Source organism: Pseudomonas sp. RU47, assembly GCF_004011755.1.
Taxonomy (GTDB): domain Bacteria; phylum Pseudomonadota; class Gammaproteobacteria; order Pseudomonadales; family Pseudomonadaceae; genus Aquipseudomonas.
Genome location: NZ_CP022411.1, coordinates 5,997,991 through 6,015,878 on the forward strand (window position 1 = coordinate 5,997,991; position 17,888 = coordinate 6,015,878).

The following is a 17,888-nucleotide window of genomic DNA, read 5'->3' on the forward strand; positions in this document are numbered from 1 at the left end:
GATCCGTTACCAGTGAAAGTAACGTTCAGTCTATCTTTCTATCACATACCCAAATTTTTAAAGAACGAACTAGTCAAAGACTAGAAATCAACATTCACCATCACCACGATGGAATGCTCATTTCTAAGCTTTATACAAGAGAAGCAGTAGTGGTGGAGCCAAGCGGGATCGAACCGCTGACCTCCTGCGTGCAAGGCAGGCGCTCTCCCAGCTGAGCTATGGCCCCGTATTTCTACAGGCGTTTCCCACACAAAATTGGTGGGTCTGGGCAGATTCGAACTGCCGACCTCACCCTTATCAGGGGTGCGCTCTAACCAACTGAGCTACAGACCCAATTTCGGGCTGCTTCTTTCGTCTTCTTCAATGAATCAAGCAATTCGTGTGGGAACTTATGGAGCAGCTGATGTCGTCGATTAAGGAGGTGATCCAGCCGCAGGTTCCCCTACGGCTACCTTGTTACGACTTCACCCCAGTCATGAATCACACCGTGGTAACCGTCCTCCCGAAGGTTAGACTAGCTACTTCTGGTGCAACCCACTCCCATGGTGTGACGGGCGGTGTGTACAAGGCCCGGGAACGTATTCACCGTGACATTCTGATTCACGATTACTAGCGATTCCGACTTCACGCAGTCGAGTTGCAGACTGCGATCCGGACTACGATCGGTTTTATGGGATTAGCTCCACCTCGCGGCTTGGCAACCCTTTGTACCGACCATTGTAGCACGTGTGTAGCCCAGGCCGTAAGGGCCATGATGACTTGACGTCATCCCCACCTTCCTCCGGTTTGTCACCGGCAGTCTCCTTAGAGTGCCCACCATTACGTGCTGGTAACTAAGGACAAGGGTTGCGCTCGTTACGGGACTTAACCCAACATCTCACGACACGAGCTGACGACAGCCATGCAGCACCTGTCTCAATGTTCCCGAAGGCACCAATCCATCTCTGGAAAGTTCATTGGATGTCAAGGCCTGGTAAGGTTCTTCGCGTTGCTTCGAATTAAACCACATGCTCCACCGCTTGTGCGGGCCCCCGTCAATTCATTTGAGTTTTAACCTTGCGGCCGTACTCCCCAGGCGGTCAACTTAATGCGTTAGCTGCGCCACTAAGAGCTCAAGGCTCCCAACGGCTAGTTGACATCGTTTACGGCGTGGACTACCAGGGTATCTAATCCTGTTTGCTCCCCACGCTTTCGCACCTCAGTGTCAGTATCAGTCCAGGTGGTCGCCTTCGCCACTGGTGTTCCTTCCTATATCTACGCATTTCACCGCTACACAGGAAATTCCACCACCCTCTACCATACTCTAGCTCGACAGTTTTGAATGCAGTTCCCAGGTTGAGCCCGGGGATTTCACATCCAACTTAACGAACCACCTACGCGCGCTTTACGCCCAGTAATTCCGATTAACGCTTGCACCCTCTGTATTACCGCGGCTGCTGGCACAGAGTTAGCCGGTGCTTATTCTGTCGGTAACGTCAAAACAGCAACGTATTAAGTTACTGCCCTTCCTCCCAACTTAAAGTGCTTTACAATCCGAAGACCTTCTTCACACACGCGGCATGGCTGGATCAGGCTTTCGCCCATTGTCCAATATTCCCCACTGCTGCCTCCCGTAGGAGTCTGGACCGTGTCTCAGTTCCAGTGTGACTGATCATCCTCTCAGACCAGTTACGGATCGTCGCCTTGGTGAGCCATTACCTCACCAACTAGCTAATCCGACCTAGGCTCATCTGATAGCGCAAGGCCCGAAGGTCCCCTGCTTTCTCCCGTAGGACGTATGCGGTATTAGCGTTCCTTTCGAAACGTTGTCCCCCACTACCAGGCAGATTCCTAGGCATTACTCACCCGTCCGCCGCTGAATCCAGGAGCAAGCTCCTCTCATCCGCTCGACTTGCATGTGTTAGGCCTGCCGCCAGCGTTCAATCTGAGCCATGATCAAACTCTTCAGTTCAAACATCTTTGGGTTTTTAAGAAACCCTAAACTTGGCTCAGCAATCGTTGGTTACATCTTTGATTTCTCGCGGAGTAACTTGTGATGCTGATAATCTTGTTGACTATCAGTCTGACTCCACAAGCACCCACACGAATTGCTTGATTCAGTTGTTAAAGAGCGGTTGGTTAAGATCTTTCGCCTCAACCGAGGCGCGCATTCTACAGCAGCCTCATTTGCTGTCAAGTGATTATTTTCAGAAGCTTTCGAAGAATTCTTCAACAACTTCAACCACTTGCGCTTCCGATCTCTCGTCAGCGGGAGGCGAATTCTACAGCGTTACACGCTGCTGTCAACACCTCTTTTTCAACTTCCTTTCGGCTTCGATGAACTGAAGCAACCTGCTGCCGAAACATACATAACTCATTGAATCTCAAGGAGTTTTCCGTTTCAACCGCGCCGGAAGTGGGGCGAATTATAGACATCTGAAATTCGCCGTCAACCCCTATTTCCAGTTTTACTCAGATTTCAGCGTAATCCGTGCAAATGCCTTTTTGCCCGCCTGACAAACGTGGGTCGCACCCAGTACATATATAAAGGAGCGATCAACAACCTCACCATCAACGCGTACACCACCGGACGCCAACAGATCGCGCGCCGCCGCCGAGTTCTTCACCAAGCCTGCCTTATTAAGGACAGCGGCAATCGGCATGTCTTCAGCAGAAGCCAGCTCGATCTCCGGCAGATCATCCGGCAGCTCGCCATCCTTCATACGGTTGCCCGCGGCGCGATGAGCATTCGCCGCAGCCTCATCACCATGGAAGCGAGCAACAATCTCTTCCGCCAATTTGATTTTGACGTCACGCGGATTCGCACCTGCTTCTACTTCAGCACGCAGGGCATTGATCTCATCCATCGAACGGAAGCTGAGCAGCTCGAAGTAACGCCACATCAATGCATCCGGAATCGAAACCAGTTTGCTGTACATGACACCCGGCGCTTCCTGGATACCGACGTAGTTGCCCAAAGACTTGGACATCTTCTTCACGCCATCCAGACCTTCAAGCAACGGCATCGTCAGAATGCACTGAGCCTCTTGACCATAACCACGCTGCAGCTCACGCCCCATCAGCAAGTTGAACTTCTGATCGGTACCACCCAGCTCGACATCAGCACGCAGCGCGACCGAGTCGTAACCCTGCACCAGCGGATAGAGGAACTCATGAATAGCGATTGGCTGATTGGTGGTGTAGCGCTTATCGAAGTCGTCACGCTCGAGCATGCGAGCGACGGTGTACTGCGAGGTCAGACGAATGAAGTCGGCCGGCCCCATCTGATCCATCCAGGTGGAGTTGAATGCGACTTCGGTTTTTGCCGGATCGAGAATCTTGAACACCTGAGTCTTGTAGGTCTCGGCGTTTTCCAGAACTTGCTCGCGAGTCAGCGGAGGACGCGTAGCACTCTTGCCACTCGGATCACCGATCATCCCGGTGAAGTCACCAATAAGGAAGATCACCTGATGCCCCAACTCCTGGAACTGGCGCAGCTTATTAATAAGCACGGTATGACCCAGGTGCAGATCCGGAGCGGTTGGATCGAAACCAGCCTTGATACGCAGCGGCTGGCCGCGCTTGAGCTTCTCGATCAGCTCGGACTCGACCAATAGTTCTTCCGCACCACGTTTAATCAGCGCTAGCTGCTCTTCAACCGACTTCATAACAGACCCGCAAGGCTCAGATTCAAAGGGAAACAACCATACAAGATCGCGCACCAATTACAAGTTTTGCCCGGCGCGCGGACACCAATCCACAGACGCGCGGTCTGTAGACTTGCTTCAGAGATGATTTGGTTATATTTTATACAGTTATTTCATCTTCATCATGTCATTCATCTTTTCCAATTCATCATTTTTCAAAGTCAAAATTACCTATGACCACAGAACCGTCTAAAGCGCCGCCGCTTTACCCGAAGACCCACCTGCTCGCCGCAAGTGGAATCGCCGCCCTTCTTAGCCTGGCTCTCCTGGTATTCCCTTCCAGTGATGTTGAAGCCAAAAAGACGACCCTGAGTCTTGAACTGGAAAGTCCTGCTGAACAACTGACACAAGATCAAGACGCTGCTGACGCGGTTCAAGCCACAAATGAGCCAGTAGCTTCTCCGTTTGCTCAAATCGAAAACACTGACGAAAACACCGCACAAACCGCAGAAGCCGCACCTGCGCCAGTCGCCGAAAAACCGAAAGCCCCCGGGCATCGTGAAGTTGTTGTAGCCAAGGGCGATACGCTGTCGACCCTGTTCGAAAAAGTCGGCCTGCCGGCTGCGTCCGTCCATGAGGTCTTGGCCAGCGACAAACAGGCCAAGCAGTTCAGCCAGCTCAGGCACGGCCAGAAACTCGAATTCGAATTGAACCCTGAAGGCCAACTGACCAGCCTGCACAGCAAGGTCAGCGACGTCGAAACCATTACCCTGACCAAGAATGACAAGGGTTATGCCTTCAACCGGGTTACCGCAAAACCAACCGTTCGCACAGCTTACGTCCATGGCGTAATCAACAGTTCGCTTTCACAATCCGCAGCCCGTGCCGGGCTCTCCCATAGTCTGACCATGGATATGGCCAGCGTTTTCGGTTACGACGTCGACTTCGCTCAGGACATCCGTCAGGGTGACGAATTCGATGTGATCTACGAACAGAAAGTGGTCAACGGCAAGTCGGTCGGCAACGGCCCGATACTGTCCGCTCGCTTTACCAACCGCGGCAAGACGTATACCGCTGTGCGTTACACCAACAAGCAAGGCAACAGCAGCTACTACACCGCTGATGGCAACAGCATGCGCAAAGCGTTCATCCGTACTCCGGTGGACTTCGCCCGCATCAGCTCGAAGTTCTCGATGGGCCGCAAGCACCCGATCCTGAACAAGATCCGCGCTCACAAAGGCGTTGATTACGCTGCGCCACGCGGTACGCCAATCAAGGCTGCCGGGGACGGTAAAGTGCTGCTCGCCGGCCGCCGTGGCGGCTACGGCAACACCGTTATCATCCAGCATGGCAACACCTACCGTACGCTGTATGGCCACATGCAAGGCTTCGCCAAGGGTGTGAAGACTGGCGGTACCGTGAAACAGGGCCAAGTGATTGGCTACATCGGCACCACCGGCCTGTCCACCGGCCCGCACTTGCACTATGAGTTCCAGGTCAACGGCGTTCACGTAGATCCGCTGGGCCAGAAGCTGCCAATGGCTGACCCGATTGCCAAAGCCGAACGCGCTCGTTTCCTCGCACAGAGCCAACCGCTGATGGCGCGCATGGATCAAGAGAAGGCCACCATGCTGGCTTCGAGCAAGCGTTAAGCCATGGCCCTTTATATCGGTGTGATGTCCGGAACCAGCCTCGACGGTCTGGACATTGCCCTGATCGAACAGACCTCGGCGATCAAGCTGATCGCCACGCACTACATTCCCATGCCTGAATCACTGCGCGCAGAGCTGCTCGGCTTGTGCGCCAGCGGCCCTGACGAAATCGCCCGCTCGGCAATTGCCCAGCAGAACTGGGTAAAACTTGCTGCGCAGGGCATTAACACCCTCCTCGATCAGCAGAACCTTAAACCACAAGATATTCGAGCGATCGGCAGCCACGGCCAGACCATCCGCCATGAGCCTGCGCGCGGCTTCACCGTGCAGATCGGCAACCCTGCCCTGCTGACTGAATTGACCGGTATTACCGTAGTCAGCGACTTCCGAAGTCGCGATGTCGCCGCCGGTGGTCAAGGCGCCCCGCTGGTTCCTGCGTTCCATGAAGCTTTATTCGAAGAGCGTACCGGTAACCAGGCGGTCTTGAATGTCGGCGGTTTCAGCAATCTCAGTCTGATAGAGCCGACCAAGCCTGTAGCCGGTTTCGACTGCGGCCCTGGGAATGTTCTGATGGACGCCTGGATTCACCAGCAACGCGGCGATAACTACGATCGCAACGGCGACTGGGCGAAGTCAGGCTCTGTTGAGCCAACCCTGTTGAAGGCACTGCTCAGCGATCCGTTCTTCGTCACCAAAGGCCCGAAAAGTACCGGCCGAGAAGTGTTCAACCTGCCATGGCTGGAAAAACATCTCTCACATCTGCCAACCTTTGCTGCGGAGAATGTGCAGGCCACGCTGCTTGAATTGACTGCACAGAGCATCATCGAGTCGCTGCAAAGCGCTCAATCCGATACTCAGGAATTGTTGGTCTGTGGCGGCGGTGCGCATAACGCCACACTGATGAAGCGACTGGCCGACTTGCTGCCCAAGGCAACCGTCGCCAGCACTGCGACTCATGGTGTCGATCCGGACTGGGTGGAAGCGATGGCCTTCGCCTGGCTGGCCCATTGCTGCCTTGAAGGGATCGCCGCCAACCGCCCAAGCGTCACCGGCGCACGCGGTCTGCGGGTACTCGGCGCCATCTACCCGGCCTGATCAATTCGCACACAGCAAAACGCCGCAGAACCGTAAGGCTCTGCGGCGTTTTGTTATCTGAAACGAAAAGCGATCAGATCGAGAACGATGATCCGCAACCACAGGTCGTGGTGGCGTTCGGGTTCTTGATCACGAAGCGCGAACCTTCCAGACCTTCCTGGTAGTCCACTTCAGCACCCGCCAGGTACTGGAAGCTCATCGGATCGACCACCAGACTCACGCCTTCGCGCTCGACGATGGTGTCGTCCTCGGCCACATCCTCATCGAAGGTGAAGCCGTACTGAAACCCTGAACAACCGCCGCCCGTAACGAATACGCGCAGCTTCAAGCGATCATTCCCCTCTTCATCGACCAGGCTCTTCACCTTGTGCGCGGCACCGTGGGTGAATTGCAAAGCCGTGGGGGTGAAGGATTCGACGCTCATGCTGACTATCTCCCGGCGTTACGCCGCCATAATGCGTGATGACGCGCATTATCCGCTTGTCCGAGAAAATCGGTCAACTATTGTTACGGTATATCAATAAAGCCGACGAGCTGTTCACAATGCAAAAAGGCCCGTTAAACGGGCCTTTTGGCTATGCCGCTTAAAGTGTTACGGCAGCATACCGGCGTGGGACAGGCCGAAACGCTCGTCCAGACCGAACAGGATGTTCATGTTCTGCACTGCCTGACCCGACGCACCTTTGACCAGATTGTCGATCACCGACAGCACCACCACCAGATCGCCATCCTGCGGACGGTGAACGGCAATGCGGCAAACGTTGGCGCCGCGCACGCTACGGGTTTCAGGATGGCTACCGGCCGGCATTACGTCGACGAACGGTTCGTTGGCATAACGCTTTTCGAACAGTGCCTGCAGATCCACCGAACGATCTACCACGGTCGCGTAGAGTGTGGAGTGAATACCACGGATCATCGGGGTCAGGTGTGGAACGAAGGTCAGACCGACATCCTTGCCCGCTGCGCGACGCAGCCCCTGGCGGATTTCCGGCAGGTGACGGTGACCTTTCACCGCATAGGCCTTCATGCTTTCCGACGTCTCGGAGTACAGCGAGCCGACAGCCGCACCGCGACCGGCACCGCTGACGCCGGATTTGCAGTCGGCGATCAGACGCGAAGTATCGGCCAGACCCGCCTCCAGCAATGGCAGGAAACCCAGCTGGGTAGCGGTCGGATAGCAACCCGGCACGGCGATCAGGCGGGCCTTCTTGATCTGTTCGCGATTGACTTCCGGCAGACCATAAACCGCCTCGTCCAGCAATTCAGGCGCGCCGTGCGGCTGACCGTACCACTTGGCCCACTCTTCAGCGTCTTGCAGACGGAAGTCGGCGGACAGGTCGATCACTTTGGTGCCCGCTGCCAGCAATTCACCCGCCAGCGCGTGCGCAACACCATGCGGCGTGGCGAAGAACACTACATCGCAAGCACCGAGGGTCTTGATGTCCGGCACGCTGAAGGCGAGGCCATCGTAGTGGCCGCGCAGGTTCGGGTACATGTCAGCCACGGCCAGACCGGCCTCGGATCGGGAAGTGATCACAACCACTTCTGCCTGCGGATGCTGCGCCAACAGACGCAGCAGTTCGACACCGGTGTAACCCGTGCCGCCGACGATACCGACCTTGACCATAACCTGCCCTCAAAGAACCCACTGGAAAGCCGTCGATAATAGGGCGCGCGCGGCCCTGCGACAACCGTCAAGGTGACGTGCGGACGCTCAAGCCTCTACTATCTGGCCTACCGTGATTAAGGAAATAACTAAAAATGCTCTATCTATGGATCAAAGCTTTTCACATTGTCAGCATCGTTTGCTGGTTTGCCGGACTGTTCTACTTGCCGCGACTGTTTGTTTATCACGCGCAAAGCGAAGACACGATCAGCAAGGAACGCTTCAGCGTCATGGAGCGCAAGTTGTATCGCGGCATCATGGGCCCGGCGATGATCGCTACGCTGATCTTCGGTGGCTGGCTGATTTACCTCAATCCGACCATCTTCAGCATGGGCGGCTGGATTCACGCCAAACTGACACTCGTCGTCCTGCTGATCGGCTACCACCACATGTGCGGCGCGCAGGTAAAACGTTTTGCCCGTGGCGAAAACACCCGCAGCCATGTCTTTTATCGCTGGTTCAATGAAGTCCCGGTTCTGATATTGCTGGCTATCGTAATTCTGGTCGTGGTCAAGCCGTTCTAACTTCAACAAGTACAGATCTTTGGGGTGTTCATCATGTCGCTGCCCGCTCTGCTCGAACAACGTCTGCGTCTGCCTGTAGTGGCCGCGCCGATGTTTCTGATTTCCAATCCTGAGTTGGTGCTCGCCTGCTGCCGCAATGGCGTGGTCGGCAGTTTTCCGGCCCTGAACCAACGCGAAAGCAGCGGCTTCAAAGCGTGGCTGGAACAGATCGAAGCGGGCCTGGCGACACTGGAGAACCCGGCGCCGTATGCAGTGAATCTGATCGTGCACAACAGCAACCCGCGTTTACAGGCGGACTTGAACATCTGTGTCGAACACAAAGTGCCGATTGTCATCACCAGTCTCGGCGCGGTGAAGGAACTGGTCGACGCGGTGCATAGCTATGGCGGTCTGGTGTTCCATGACGTGACCACTCGCCGCCACGCCGAGAAAGCGGCTGAGGCCGGCGTCGATGGTTTGATCGCTGTCGCCGCCGGCGCCGGGGGCCATGCCGGTACCTGGAGTCCGTTTGCACTGATCGCCGAGATCCGAGAGTTTTTCGATAAAACCCTGCTGCTTGCAGGATGTCTTAACCACGGCCATGAGATCCTCGCCGCACAGCTGCTCGGTGCGGATTTGGCCTACTTCGGTACGCGATTTATCGGCACGACGGAAAGTCATGCGCCTGACGCGTACAAAGAGATGCTGCTGACAGCCAAGGCTGCGGACATCATTCATACTCCAGCGGTGTCGGGAGTGCCGGCGAGCTTCATGCGCCAGAGCCTGGAGGCCGCCGGTTTCGATATGGCCGCTCTGCAAGGCAAAGGCGAAGTGAATTTCGGCGACAAGCTCAAGCCGATCAGCGATGAAGCCAAAGCCTGGAAAACCGTGTGGTCCGCCGGTCAGGGTGTAGGGCAGATCGATGACTTGCCAAACGTGGATCAATTGATCTCGCGGCTGGACGCTGAATATCGTCAGGCACAGGAAAACGCGACACAGCTTACGAAACACTGGCCACGCTAAGAAAAACCAGGCCAGCCCCGACGGACTGGCCTTACACTGCTGACCTTTCAATCTATTCGCGACAAGGATGCCTCGGCCATGAGCGAACCCCGTTACAAGATCGTATTCGACGGAGCTCTACAGCCCGGTGTCGATATCACCACTGCCAAACTCAATCTGGCGGATCTGTTCAAAAGTGATGTGGCCGCGATCGAGCGCCTGTTCAACGGCCGCACCGTCGCACTCAAACGTGATTTGTCCCACAGCGATGCGCAGACCTATCTGCAAGCGCTGAGCAAAACCGGGATCGATGCGCGCATCGAAGCTGAAACGACGATCGAACTGAATCTCTCCGACGTACACGAGCATTCAGCTGCCATAGCGGAACCTGACTCCCCTTACGCACCACCGCGCGCCACCGTCGGCGAGAGTCTGCCGGCGTTCGCCACGCTCAAGCCGTTCAGCGTCGAAGGGCGAATCGGCCGCCTGCGATTTCTGGCATGGACAATGGTCCTGAGCCTGGTGACCCTGCCCATTGTCGGCGTGTTCGCCCTGCTGGCTCTGGGGCTGGTCAGCGGCGATTCCACCACTGGCCTGATCATCGGTGGCATCTTCGCCTTCTTCCTGTTTGTCGCCTTCCTGATCGTCAGCATTCTGTTCAGCGTTCAACGACTGCACGACATCGGCTGGTCGGGTTGGCTGTGGCTGCTGAACCTGGTGCCGTTCGTGGGCAGCTTCTTCCCGCTGGTCATCATGGTTGTGCCGGGCAACACCGGCGCCAACCGTTACGGGCCTCCGCCGCCGCCCAACAGCACCGCAGTGAAAGTCTTGTGTTCACTGTGGATCGTGTTTTTCGCGCTGGTCTTTGCCGGTGGAATGCTCGGCGGGATTTCGGCCATACAGCAGGAATACGAAAGCAATCTGGAAAGCAGCTACGAAAGTGGCTCAGTGACTACTGATGAAGTCGAAGTAGAGGTCGAATCGCCCGTGGATTCCGCCGACGAAGCAGCCGAAGCGGCGCAGGCCCCTGTAGACTCTGCAAAAGAATGAACAGCGCTCCCCGCCGTGACACCCGCGTCGCTGGCGCGGAGCTGTTGCGATGGAGAATTGCATGACCCGTTACGCTCTGATCACTGGCGCCTCCAGCGGCATCGGCCTGGCCATGGCCGAAGCGCTGGCCCGGCGCGGCCGCAGCCTGATTCTGGTGGCCCGACAGCGTGATCAGCTGGAAAGTATTGCGATCGAGTTGACCCAACGCTTCGGTGTTGAAGTGCTGTTCCGCGCCTGCGATCTGGGCGAGCCGTTGCGCCTGTCCGGTTTTTTGCTGGAACTGGAAGAAGGCGACCGGCAGATCGACTTGCTGGTCAATTGCGCCGGCATCGGCACCTGCGGCCCGTTTCTCGCGCAGGACTGGATGACCGAGCAGGATCTGATCGAGGTGAATATCCTCGCCCTCACCCGCTTATGCCACGCCATCGGTAACAGCATGGCGCTGCAAGGTGGCGGGCAGATTCTCAATGTCGCCTCGGTGGCAGCGTTCAATCCCGGCCCGTGGATGAGCACTTACTACGCCAGTAAGGCGTATGTTCTGCACTTCTCCGAAGCCTTGCGGGTTGAGCTCAAACAAAGCGCGGTCAAGGTTTCGGTGCTCTGCCCCGGCCCGACACGCACGGCATTTTTCCGCACGGCACAGCTCAACAGCGACAAACTCAAAGACAGTAAATTGCTGATGAGCCCCGAGGAGGTCGCGCTGTACACCGTGCGCGCCCTCGACAAGAACCGCGCGATCATCATTCCGGGGCGGCGCAACCGCTGGTTCGCGTTCCTGCCGCGACTGGGTTCGCGCTGGCTCAATCGCACCATTGTCGGCATGGTCAACAAGGCTTACTGCCCGCGCTGAAATGCCCTACAGGTAAAACACTGGGCGGGATAAGCCGCCCTGAGTACACTCAGACCAGCCAAACAACGGAGAAAACAGCAGTGGATACTCTGTTCACCAAGATCATCAACCGGGAAATCCCGGCGAAAATCATTTACGAAGACGACCAGGTTCTGGCGTTCCACGACATCGCCCCTCAGGCACCGGTGCACTTCCTGGTGATCCCGAAGAAACCGGTGCGCACCCTCAATGATCTGACCGAAGACGACAAGGCTTTGGCCGGGCATATCCTGTTCACTGCACAGCGTCTGGCGCTGGAACTGGGCTGCGAGGAAGGTTTCCGCGTGGTGATGAACTGCAATGAAAAGGGTGGGCAGACCGTCTACCACATTCATATGCACGTACTCGGTCAGCGACAGATGAACTGGCCGCCGGGCTAAGGCACGCCCCTTCCCCCTGTGGGAGCGAGCCTGCTCGGGAAGACTTCGGCACATTCAATGTATCAGTGCCTGACACTCCGCCTTCGCGAGCAGGCTCGCTCCCACAAAAAAGCATGACCGCGCAGCAAATGACCCAGCGCAAACCTTCCCCCGGCCGATTCGGTTAAACTGGCCGCCGAGATTCTTCCCGGAGGTCAGCATGACTACCCAACGTCACTACTCGCCGATTGACCGTCTTCTGCTGCAAGCCGATGCCGCGATGCGTACCCTGTTGCCCTTCAGTGGCCAGCCGTACCGTCCGTCGCCAGCGATTTTGCAGCCGGACACGCAGATGAGCGACGAAGACACCCGCCATGTCGCCGGCCTGATGCGCATCAACCATACCGGTGAAGTCTGCGCCCAGGCGCTGTATCAGGGGCAGGCACTGACCGCCAAGCTCCCGCAGGTACGCGAGGCCATGGAGCACGCTGCCGAAGAAGAAATTGATCATCTGGTCTGGTGCGAACAGCGTATTCATCAGTTGGGCAGCCATACCAGTGTGCTCAACCCGCTTTTTTACGGGATGTCGTTCGGGATTGGCGCGGTGGCCGGATTGATCAGCGACAAGGTCAGCCTCGGGTTTGTCGCGGCGACCGAGCATCAGGTGTGCAAGCACTTGAACGAACACCTGGAGCAGTTGCCAGCGGAGGACGAGAAGTCCCGGGCGATTCTGGAACAGATGCGCATTGATGAAGAACATCATGCCGAAAGTGCTTTGGAGGCTGGAGGTTTCCGTTTTCCGGCGCCGGTGAAGTTCGGGATGAGTATTCTGGCCAAGGTGATGACCAAGAGTACTTATCGGATCTGAGAATGATATTGCTGCAGAGGGCCCCTTCGCGAGCAGGCTCGTTCCCACAGGGGGTTGGCAGAAATGAAAAAGGCGACCAAAAGGTCGCCTTTTTTTGTGCCCGGGAATCTTAGGTCGGCATGTTGCGCGCGTAGAAGATTTCGAGCATTTCGTGTTTCACACGGTCCGTCACCTGAGCGCGCTGCTCGGGGGACAGGTTGCTGGTGGCGTCGCCGAACAGGTAGTTATCCAGTTCGAAGTTCTTCAGCAGCATTTTGGTGTGGAACAGGTTTTCCTGGTACACGTTCACGTCGGTCATCTGGTACGCGTCGCGGGTGTCTTCGGAAAGGTAGTTCTGGATCGAATTGATCTCGTGGTCGATGAAGTGCTTGTTGCCTTCAACGTCACGGGTGAAGCCGCGCACACGATAATCCACAGTCACGATGTCCGAATCGAACTGGTGAATGAGGAAATTGAGCGCTTTCAGCGGTGAGATGACACCACAAGTCGACACGTCGATGTCCACACGGAACGTTGCAATACCGTCGTCCGGATGAATTTCCGGGTAGGTGTGCACCGTGATGTGGCTCTTGTCGAGGTGGGCCAGGATAATTTCGGGCAACGGGCCCGGCGATTCTTCGATCTGGCTTTCAGTCGGGGTTACCGGCTCTTCAGAAATCAGAATCGTGACGCTGGCGCCCTGAGGTTCATAGTCCTGACTGGCAATGTTCAGGATGTTGGCACCAATGATCTCGACAACTTCTGTGAGAATCTGCGTCAGGCGTTTCGCGTTGTACTCTTGATTGATGTACTCGACGTAAGCCTGCTGGTCTTGCGGGGTTTCCGCGTAGCAGATGTCATAGATGTTGAAGCTCAAGGTCTTTGTCAGGTTATTGAACCCGTGGAGCTTGAGTTTGCTTTTCACCGTTAAAAACTCTCTATGTATGCGGCCCGGCCGCGTGATCAAGCATGCCCGTCAAGTGCGAACAACGCACCTGCGTAGGACGGTTAACACCTCTTCGCGATGGCGATTTTGGTTATCTGTTCAGGCGGCTGATCCATCGGCTGACCGATCACTGCCCTGAAAAAAGTGGCGCATTATGCAGACGTCAGCGGGGGATCGCCAGAGTCTGCACTGCTTTTATGATAGTTGAATGTCGGTTCAACCGAGTTCGACGATTTCGTAATCGTGAGTAATCGCCACACCAGCCGCGCCGAGCATGATCGAAGCCGAGCAATACTTCTCGGCGGACAGCTCGATCGCGCGTTTGACCTGGGCTTCTTTCAAGCCACGGCCCTTGACCACGAAATGCATGTGAATCTTGGTGAACACCTTCGGATCTTCGGTCGCGCGCTCGGCTTCCAGGAAGGCTTCGCAGCTTTCCACGGCCTGGCGGGACTTCTTCAGAATGCTGACCACGTCGAAGTTGCTGCAACCGCCAACACCCAGCAGAAGCATTTCCATCGGGCGAACACCCAGGTTACGACCACCGGCGTCCGGCGGACCGTCCATCACTACGACATGACCACTTCCGGATTCGCCGAGGAACATGGCTTCGCCAGCCCATTGGATGCGTGCCTTCATCGCCAAGACTCCACTGTTGAAAAAAGGGTCGCCAGCTTAGCACAGCACTTTGCCCGGACAGCGGGCGGCGTTCCTAGGACGGACGCCTCTGCGGTGTAGGTAATTTCTCGAATTTTCGACGAAGTGTCTGTTAAGCTGGCGCCAATTCGCTGGCGCCCATGCCAGCTGTGCAGCGACCGCCTTCAGCGCCTCATAAAAAAATCAAACATCACCGTGCAGTCTTTTCGGGATACAACCATGGTTGCTATTACCCCCACACCCAAAATCAAGAACCTCGACAAGCTGCTGATGCATTGTCAGCGCCGTCGTCATGCAGCCAAAAGCAACATCATCTGTGCGGGCGATCGTTCGGACACGCTGTACTTCATCATCAAGGGCTCGGTAACGATCCTGATCGAGGACGACGACGGTCGTGAAATGATCATCGCCTACCTCAATGCCGGGGATTTCTTCGGTGAGCTGGGTCTGTTCGAACAAGCCGGCCAGGAACAGGAACGCAGTGCCTGGGTGCGGGCCAAGGTCGAATGCGAAACAGCGGAAATCAGTTACGCCAAGTTCCGCGAATTGTCGCAGCAGGATCCGGACATTCTTTACGTCCTCAGCGGACAAATCGCACAACGCCTGCGCAACACCACACGCAAGGTTGGCGATCTGGCGTTCTTCGACGTCACTGGCCGGGTAGCACGTTGTCTGCTGGAACTGTGCAAGCAGCCAGATGCGATGACCCACCCGGACGGCATGCAGATCAAGGTGACGCGTCAGGAGATCGGGCGGATTGTCGGTTGTTCGCGGGAGATGGTCGGTCGCGTGCTCAAGGATCTTGAGGAACGCAACCTGGTCGATGTGAAAGGCAAGACCATGGTGGTCTTCGGTACGCGCTAAGCCCGAATATCAGGCGCTATACATCTGCGCCAGCATCAAACGAAACAGCTCATCGAGACGCGCCAAGGCCTGTGGCGCGTTGAATTTCTCATGCAGGGCGATGTGGCTTTCAGCCCGCACGCGTTGCTCCAGGCCGCACGCTTCGTTGAAGCGATTGACCGCGGCGACCATCGATTCGCGCTCGTTATCCATCAGCATCGCCCCGTGCACCAGACCGACCGGGCGCTGTCCACCCTGACTCTGGCGCCAGCGCTGGGCGGTGCCGACCATCTTGCGACCGTCGAGATTGACGTTGAAACGACCGTCACAGAAAGCGCCGTCGATCTCACCCAACGATGATGTGCCACCCAACTCATCCAGTAACTGACAGATCGGATCGCAGAGACGACGGTAGCCGGTTTCGATACGGTTCAGATCGCCTTCGCTGCGCGGTGGTGCGTAGACCAGAGCGATATTGATAGTGGCGGCAGATTGCGGCACGGGTTCGCCGCCGGTTTCGCGCAGCAGGACGGGCCAGCCAGCGGCGGCGGAGACTTCGCAAGCGTGGTCGAAACCGGGGAGACGATTGAGGCGGCGCGGCATGACCAGGGCGCGATCGCTGGGTTGCCAGAACAGCAGGCCGAATTCAGAGTCGCCGGCGCAGACCGAGGCCAGCAAATCCTGTTCGGCTTGCAGGCCGGCTTCGATGGTCAGGGGGGTTGGCAGCGACATAACAGGCTCCGGCAACATGGAAATCTTTAGCGGTTTCGATGGCCCCTTCGCGAGCAGGCTCGCTCCCACAGGAGAAATGCATTCCAATGTGGGAGCGAGCTTGCTCGCGAAAGGGTCGACTCGGTCTGAAAGAATATCAGTCGAGGGTCGAACCGCTGATCGACACGCCACGCTCCGGGAAGAACAGACGCTGCAGTTCAGTGCCCGGATTTTCCGCACGCATGAACGCTTCACCGACGAGGAACGAGTACACGTCGCTGATTTCCATCAGTTCGACATCAGCACGATTGAGGATACCGCTCTCGGTAATTACCAGACGATCGCGCGGAATGCGCGGCAGCAGGTCGAGGGTGGTTTCCAGACTGACATCGAACGTATGCAGATTACGGTTGTTGACCCCGACCAGCGGTGTATCGAGGGTTTTCAATGCATGCTCCAGCTCATCGCCATCGTGTACTTCGACCAGCACATCGAGACCGACGCCTTTGGCGACCGAGGCCAGTTCGGCCATTTTCACGTCATCCAGTGCGGAGACGATCAACAGCACACAGTCGGCGCCCAACGCACGGGCCTCGACGATCTGGTACGGATCGATCATGAAATCCTTGCGGATCACCGGCAGGCTGCACGCGGCACGAGCCTGTTGCAGGTACGCATCAGCGCCCTGGAAGTAATCGATGTCGGTCAGTACGGAAAGACAAGTCGCCCCACCCTTCTCATAGCTTTTGGCGATGTCGGCGGGAACGAAGTTCTCGCGGATCACGCCTTTGCTTGGCGAAGCCTTTTTGATTTCGGCAATCACCGCAGGCTGTTTCTTCTTGGCTTGCGCCAGCAATGCCTGGGCAAAACCACGGGGTGCATCGGCCGCCTTGGCCAGACTTTCCAGCTCGCTCAGGCTGACGCGAGCACTACGCTCGGCGACTTCCTGAACTTTGCGCGCCAGAATGTTTTCCAGAACCGTCGGTACACTCATCCCTCATTCTCCACTCTGAATACCGCGGTAAAGGCACCCAGCTCCTCGAGTTTTTCCCGAGCGAGACCGGTGTGCAGCGCGTCGTGCGCAAGCTCGACACCCTGTTTCAAACTGCTGGCCACGTCAGCGGCATACAGCGCTGCACCGGCATTGAGCACAATCATTTCGGCGGCTTTCTGGCCGTTCTCGGTTTTGCGCTTGCCGAGGGCATCGCGGATCAGCGCCAGCGAGGCTTCCGGGCCGTCGACCGACAGACCGTGCAGGCTCTGGCTCTTCATACCCAGATCTTCCGGCTCGACCCAATATTCGCTGATTTCGTTGTTTTTCAGCTCGGCGACAAAGGTCGGTGCGGCGAGACTGAATTCATCCAGACCGTCCTTCGAGTGCACCACCAGCACATGCTTGCTGCCCAGACGCTGCAAGACTTCGGCCAATGGCCGGCACAGCGCCTTGTTGAATACGCCCACTACCTGATGCTTCACACCGGCCGGATTCGTAAGCGGGCCGAGCATGTTGAACAGCGTACGCAGGCCGAGATCGCGGCGCGGGCCGGCGGCGTACTTCATGGCTTTGTGGTGGGTCTGGGCAAACATGAAACCGATGCCGACGTTGTCGATGCAACGGGCGACCTGAACCGGCGTCAGGTTCAGATAAATGCCGGCGGCTTCGAGCAAATCGGCGCTGCCGCTCTTGCCCGATACCGCACGGTTGCCGTGTTTGGCCACGGTGCAACCGGCTGCCGCGACAACAAAGGAAGAAGCCGTCGACACGTTGAAAATATTTGCGCCGTCACCGCCAGTGCCAACCACATCGACGACGCCGTCGAGGGTTTTCAGGTCAACCTGATCGGCCAGCTCACGCATCACCGACACGGCGCCGACGATCTCGTCGATGCTTTCGCTCTTCATGCGCATGGCCATCATGAACGCGCCGATCTGCGCGTCGGTGCATTGGCCGGTCATGATTTCGCGCATCACGTCGCGCATTTCATCGGTGCTGAGGTCGAGGTGTTCGACGATACGGCTCAGGGCTGTCTTGATATTCATGG

17 protein-coding genes, 2 tRNA genes and 1 rRNA gene are annotated in these 17,888 nt (G+C 56.8%); 9 read left to right on the forward strand and 11 right to left on the reverse strand.

Annotation, left to right across the window (positions count from 1 at the left end; genetic code table 11):
* Nucleotides 1–150 precede the first annotated feature (150 nt).
* The 4 genes from CCX46_RS27485 to tyrS form a co-directional block, all read right to left on the reverse strand.
* Nucleotides 151–226 (reverse strand) — tRNA-Ala (locus tag CCX46_RS27485).
* A gap of 30 nt (nucleotides 227–256) precedes the next feature.
* Nucleotides 257–333, reverse strand: a tRNA-Ile gene (locus tag CCX46_RS27490).
* 81 nt (nucleotides 334–414) lie between these two features.
* A 16S ribosomal RNA gene (locus CCX46_RS27495) occupies nucleotides 415–1,951 on the reverse strand.
* A 496-nt stretch (nucleotides 1,952–2,447) separates the two neighbouring features.
* Nucleotides 2,448–3,647, reverse strand: a complete 1,200-nt coding sequence (gene tyrS / locus CCX46_RS27505; RefSeq protein WP_127929976.1) for a tyrosine--tRNA ligase — start codon at nucleotides 3,645–3,647, stop codon at nucleotides 2,448–2,450.
* Nucleotides 3,648–3,859: 212 nt separating this feature from the next.
* Here tyrS and CCX46_RS27515 point away from each other — a divergent pair, with 212 nt between their 5' ends.
* Both CCX46_RS27515 and CCX46_RS27520 read left to right on the forward strand, forming a co-directional pair.
* Entirely contained in the window at nucleotides 3,860–5,278 is a 1,419-nt protein-coding gene (locus CCX46_RS27515) for a peptidoglycan DD-metalloendopeptidase family protein (protein ID WP_127929977.1), read from the forward strand.
* A gap of 3 nt (nucleotides 5,279–5,281) precedes the next feature.
* A complete protein-coding gene (locus tag CCX46_RS27520; RefSeq protein ID WP_127929978.1) occupies nucleotides 5,282–6,373 on the forward strand; it encodes an anhydro-N-acetylmuramic acid kinase in 1,092 nt (363 codons plus the stop codon).
* Between the two features lie 73 nt (nucleotides 6,374–6,446).
* Here CCX46_RS27520 and erpA read toward each other — a convergent pair whose 3' ends face one another.
* Nucleotides 6,447–6,797: an iron-sulfur cluster insertion protein ErpA gene (erpA, locus tag CCX46_RS27525; RefSeq protein ID WP_008077999.1), complete on the reverse strand. Its 351-nt coding sequence runs from the start codon at nucleotides 6,795–6,797 to the stop codon at nucleotides 6,447–6,449.
* Nucleotides 6,798–6,965: 168 nt separating this feature from the next.
* A complete protein-coding gene (gene argC / locus CCX46_RS27530; protein ID WP_034155112.1) occupies nucleotides 6,966–8,000 on the reverse strand; it encodes an N-acetyl-gamma-glutamyl-phosphate reductase in 1,035 nt (344 codons plus the stop codon).
* A gap of 134 nt (nucleotides 8,001–8,134) precedes the next feature.
* Between argC and hemJ the strand changes: the two genes are divergently transcribed.
* From hemJ to coq7, 6 genes are all read left to right on the forward strand, one after another.
* On the forward strand, nucleotides 8,135–8,563 hold the full coding sequence (gene hemJ / locus CCX46_RS27535) for a protoporphyrinogen oxidase HemJ (protein WP_127929979.1): 429 nt from the start codon (nucleotides 8,135–8,137) through the stop codon (nucleotides 8,561–8,563).
* Nucleotides 8,564–8,596: 33 nt separating this feature from the next.
* The gene (locus CCX46_RS27540) at nucleotides 8,597–9,565 is read left to right on the forward strand and encodes an NAD(P)H-dependent flavin oxidoreductase (protein ID WP_127929980.1); all 969 of its coding nucleotides are present in this window, start codon (nucleotides 8,597–8,599) and stop codon (nucleotides 9,563–9,565) included.
* Between the two features lie 78 nt (nucleotides 9,566–9,643).
* Nucleotides 9,644–10,594: a DUF805 domain-containing protein gene (locus CCX46_RS27545; RefSeq protein WP_127929981.1), complete on the forward strand. Its 951-nt coding sequence runs from the start codon at nucleotides 9,644–9,646 to the stop codon at nucleotides 10,592–10,594.
* 61 nt (nucleotides 10,595–10,655) lie between these two features.
* The gene (locus CCX46_RS27550) at nucleotides 10,656–11,444 is read left to right on the forward strand and encodes an SDR family NAD(P)-dependent oxidoreductase (RefSeq protein WP_034155108.1); all 789 of its coding nucleotides are present in this window, start codon (nucleotides 10,656–10,658) and stop codon (nucleotides 11,442–11,444) included.
* A gap of 80 nt (nucleotides 11,445–11,524) precedes the next feature.
* Nucleotides 11,525–11,863: a histidine triad nucleotide-binding protein gene (locus CCX46_RS27555; RefSeq protein WP_003228789.1), complete on the forward strand. Its 339-nt coding sequence runs from the start codon at nucleotides 11,525–11,527 to the stop codon at nucleotides 11,861–11,863.
* Between the two features lie 199 nt (nucleotides 11,864–12,062).
* Nucleotides 12,063–12,710 (forward strand): 2-polyprenyl-3-methyl-6-methoxy-1,4-benzoquinone monooxygenase, encoded by a 648-nt coding sequence (gene coq7, locus CCX46_RS27560; protein WP_008077993.1) that lies wholly within the window; start codon nucleotides 12,063–12,065, stop codon nucleotides 12,708–12,710.
* Between the two features lie 109 nt (nucleotides 12,711–12,819).
* Here the strand turns inward: coq7 and speD are convergent, their stop codons facing one another.
* Together speD and CCX46_RS27570 are read right to left on the reverse strand one after the other, a co-directional pair.
* Nucleotides 12,820–13,614 carry an adenosylmethionine decarboxylase gene (speD, locus tag CCX46_RS27565; protein WP_016983471.1) on the reverse strand — a complete coding sequence of 265 codons (795 nt, stop codon included), beginning with the start codon at nucleotides 13,612–13,614 and terminating at the stop codon, nucleotides 12,820–12,822.
* A 237-nt stretch (nucleotides 13,615–13,851) separates the two neighbouring features.
* The gene (locus CCX46_RS27570) at nucleotides 13,852–14,274 is read right to left on the reverse strand and encodes an OsmC family protein (protein ID WP_003228794.1); all 423 of its coding nucleotides are present in this window, start codon (nucleotides 14,272–14,274) and stop codon (nucleotides 13,852–13,854) included.
* A gap of 237 nt (nucleotides 14,275–14,511) precedes the next feature.
* Here CCX46_RS27570 and crp point away from each other — a divergent pair, with 237 nt between their 5' ends.
* Complete coding sequence (crp, locus tag CCX46_RS27575; RefSeq protein WP_008088598.1) at nucleotides 14,512–15,156, forward strand: cAMP-activated global transcriptional regulator CRP; 645 nt, start codon at nucleotides 14,512–14,514, stop codon at nucleotides 15,154–15,156.
* 9 nt (nucleotides 15,157–15,165) lie between these two features.
* Here crp and CCX46_RS27580 read toward each other — a convergent pair whose 3' ends face one another.
* The 3 genes from CCX46_RS27580 to trpD form a co-directional block, all read right to left on the reverse strand.
* A complete protein-coding gene (locus CCX46_RS27580; RefSeq protein ID WP_127929982.1) occupies nucleotides 15,166–15,867 on the reverse strand; it encodes a lipoate--protein ligase family protein in 702 nt (233 codons plus the stop codon).
* Between the two features lie 136 nt (nucleotides 15,868–16,003).
* Complete coding sequence (trpC, locus tag CCX46_RS27585; RefSeq protein WP_127929983.1) at nucleotides 16,004–16,840, reverse strand: indole-3-glycerol phosphate synthase TrpC; 837 nt, start codon at nucleotides 16,838–16,840, stop codon at nucleotides 16,004–16,006.
* Nucleotides 16,837–17,886, reverse strand: a complete 1,050-nt coding sequence (trpD, locus tag CCX46_RS27590; RefSeq protein WP_127929984.1) for an anthranilate phosphoribosyltransferase — start codon at nucleotides 17,884–17,886, stop codon at nucleotides 16,837–16,839. Before trpD ends, trpC begins: the two co-directional genes overlap by 4 nt.
* Nucleotides 17,887–17,888: the final 2 nt, after the last annotated feature.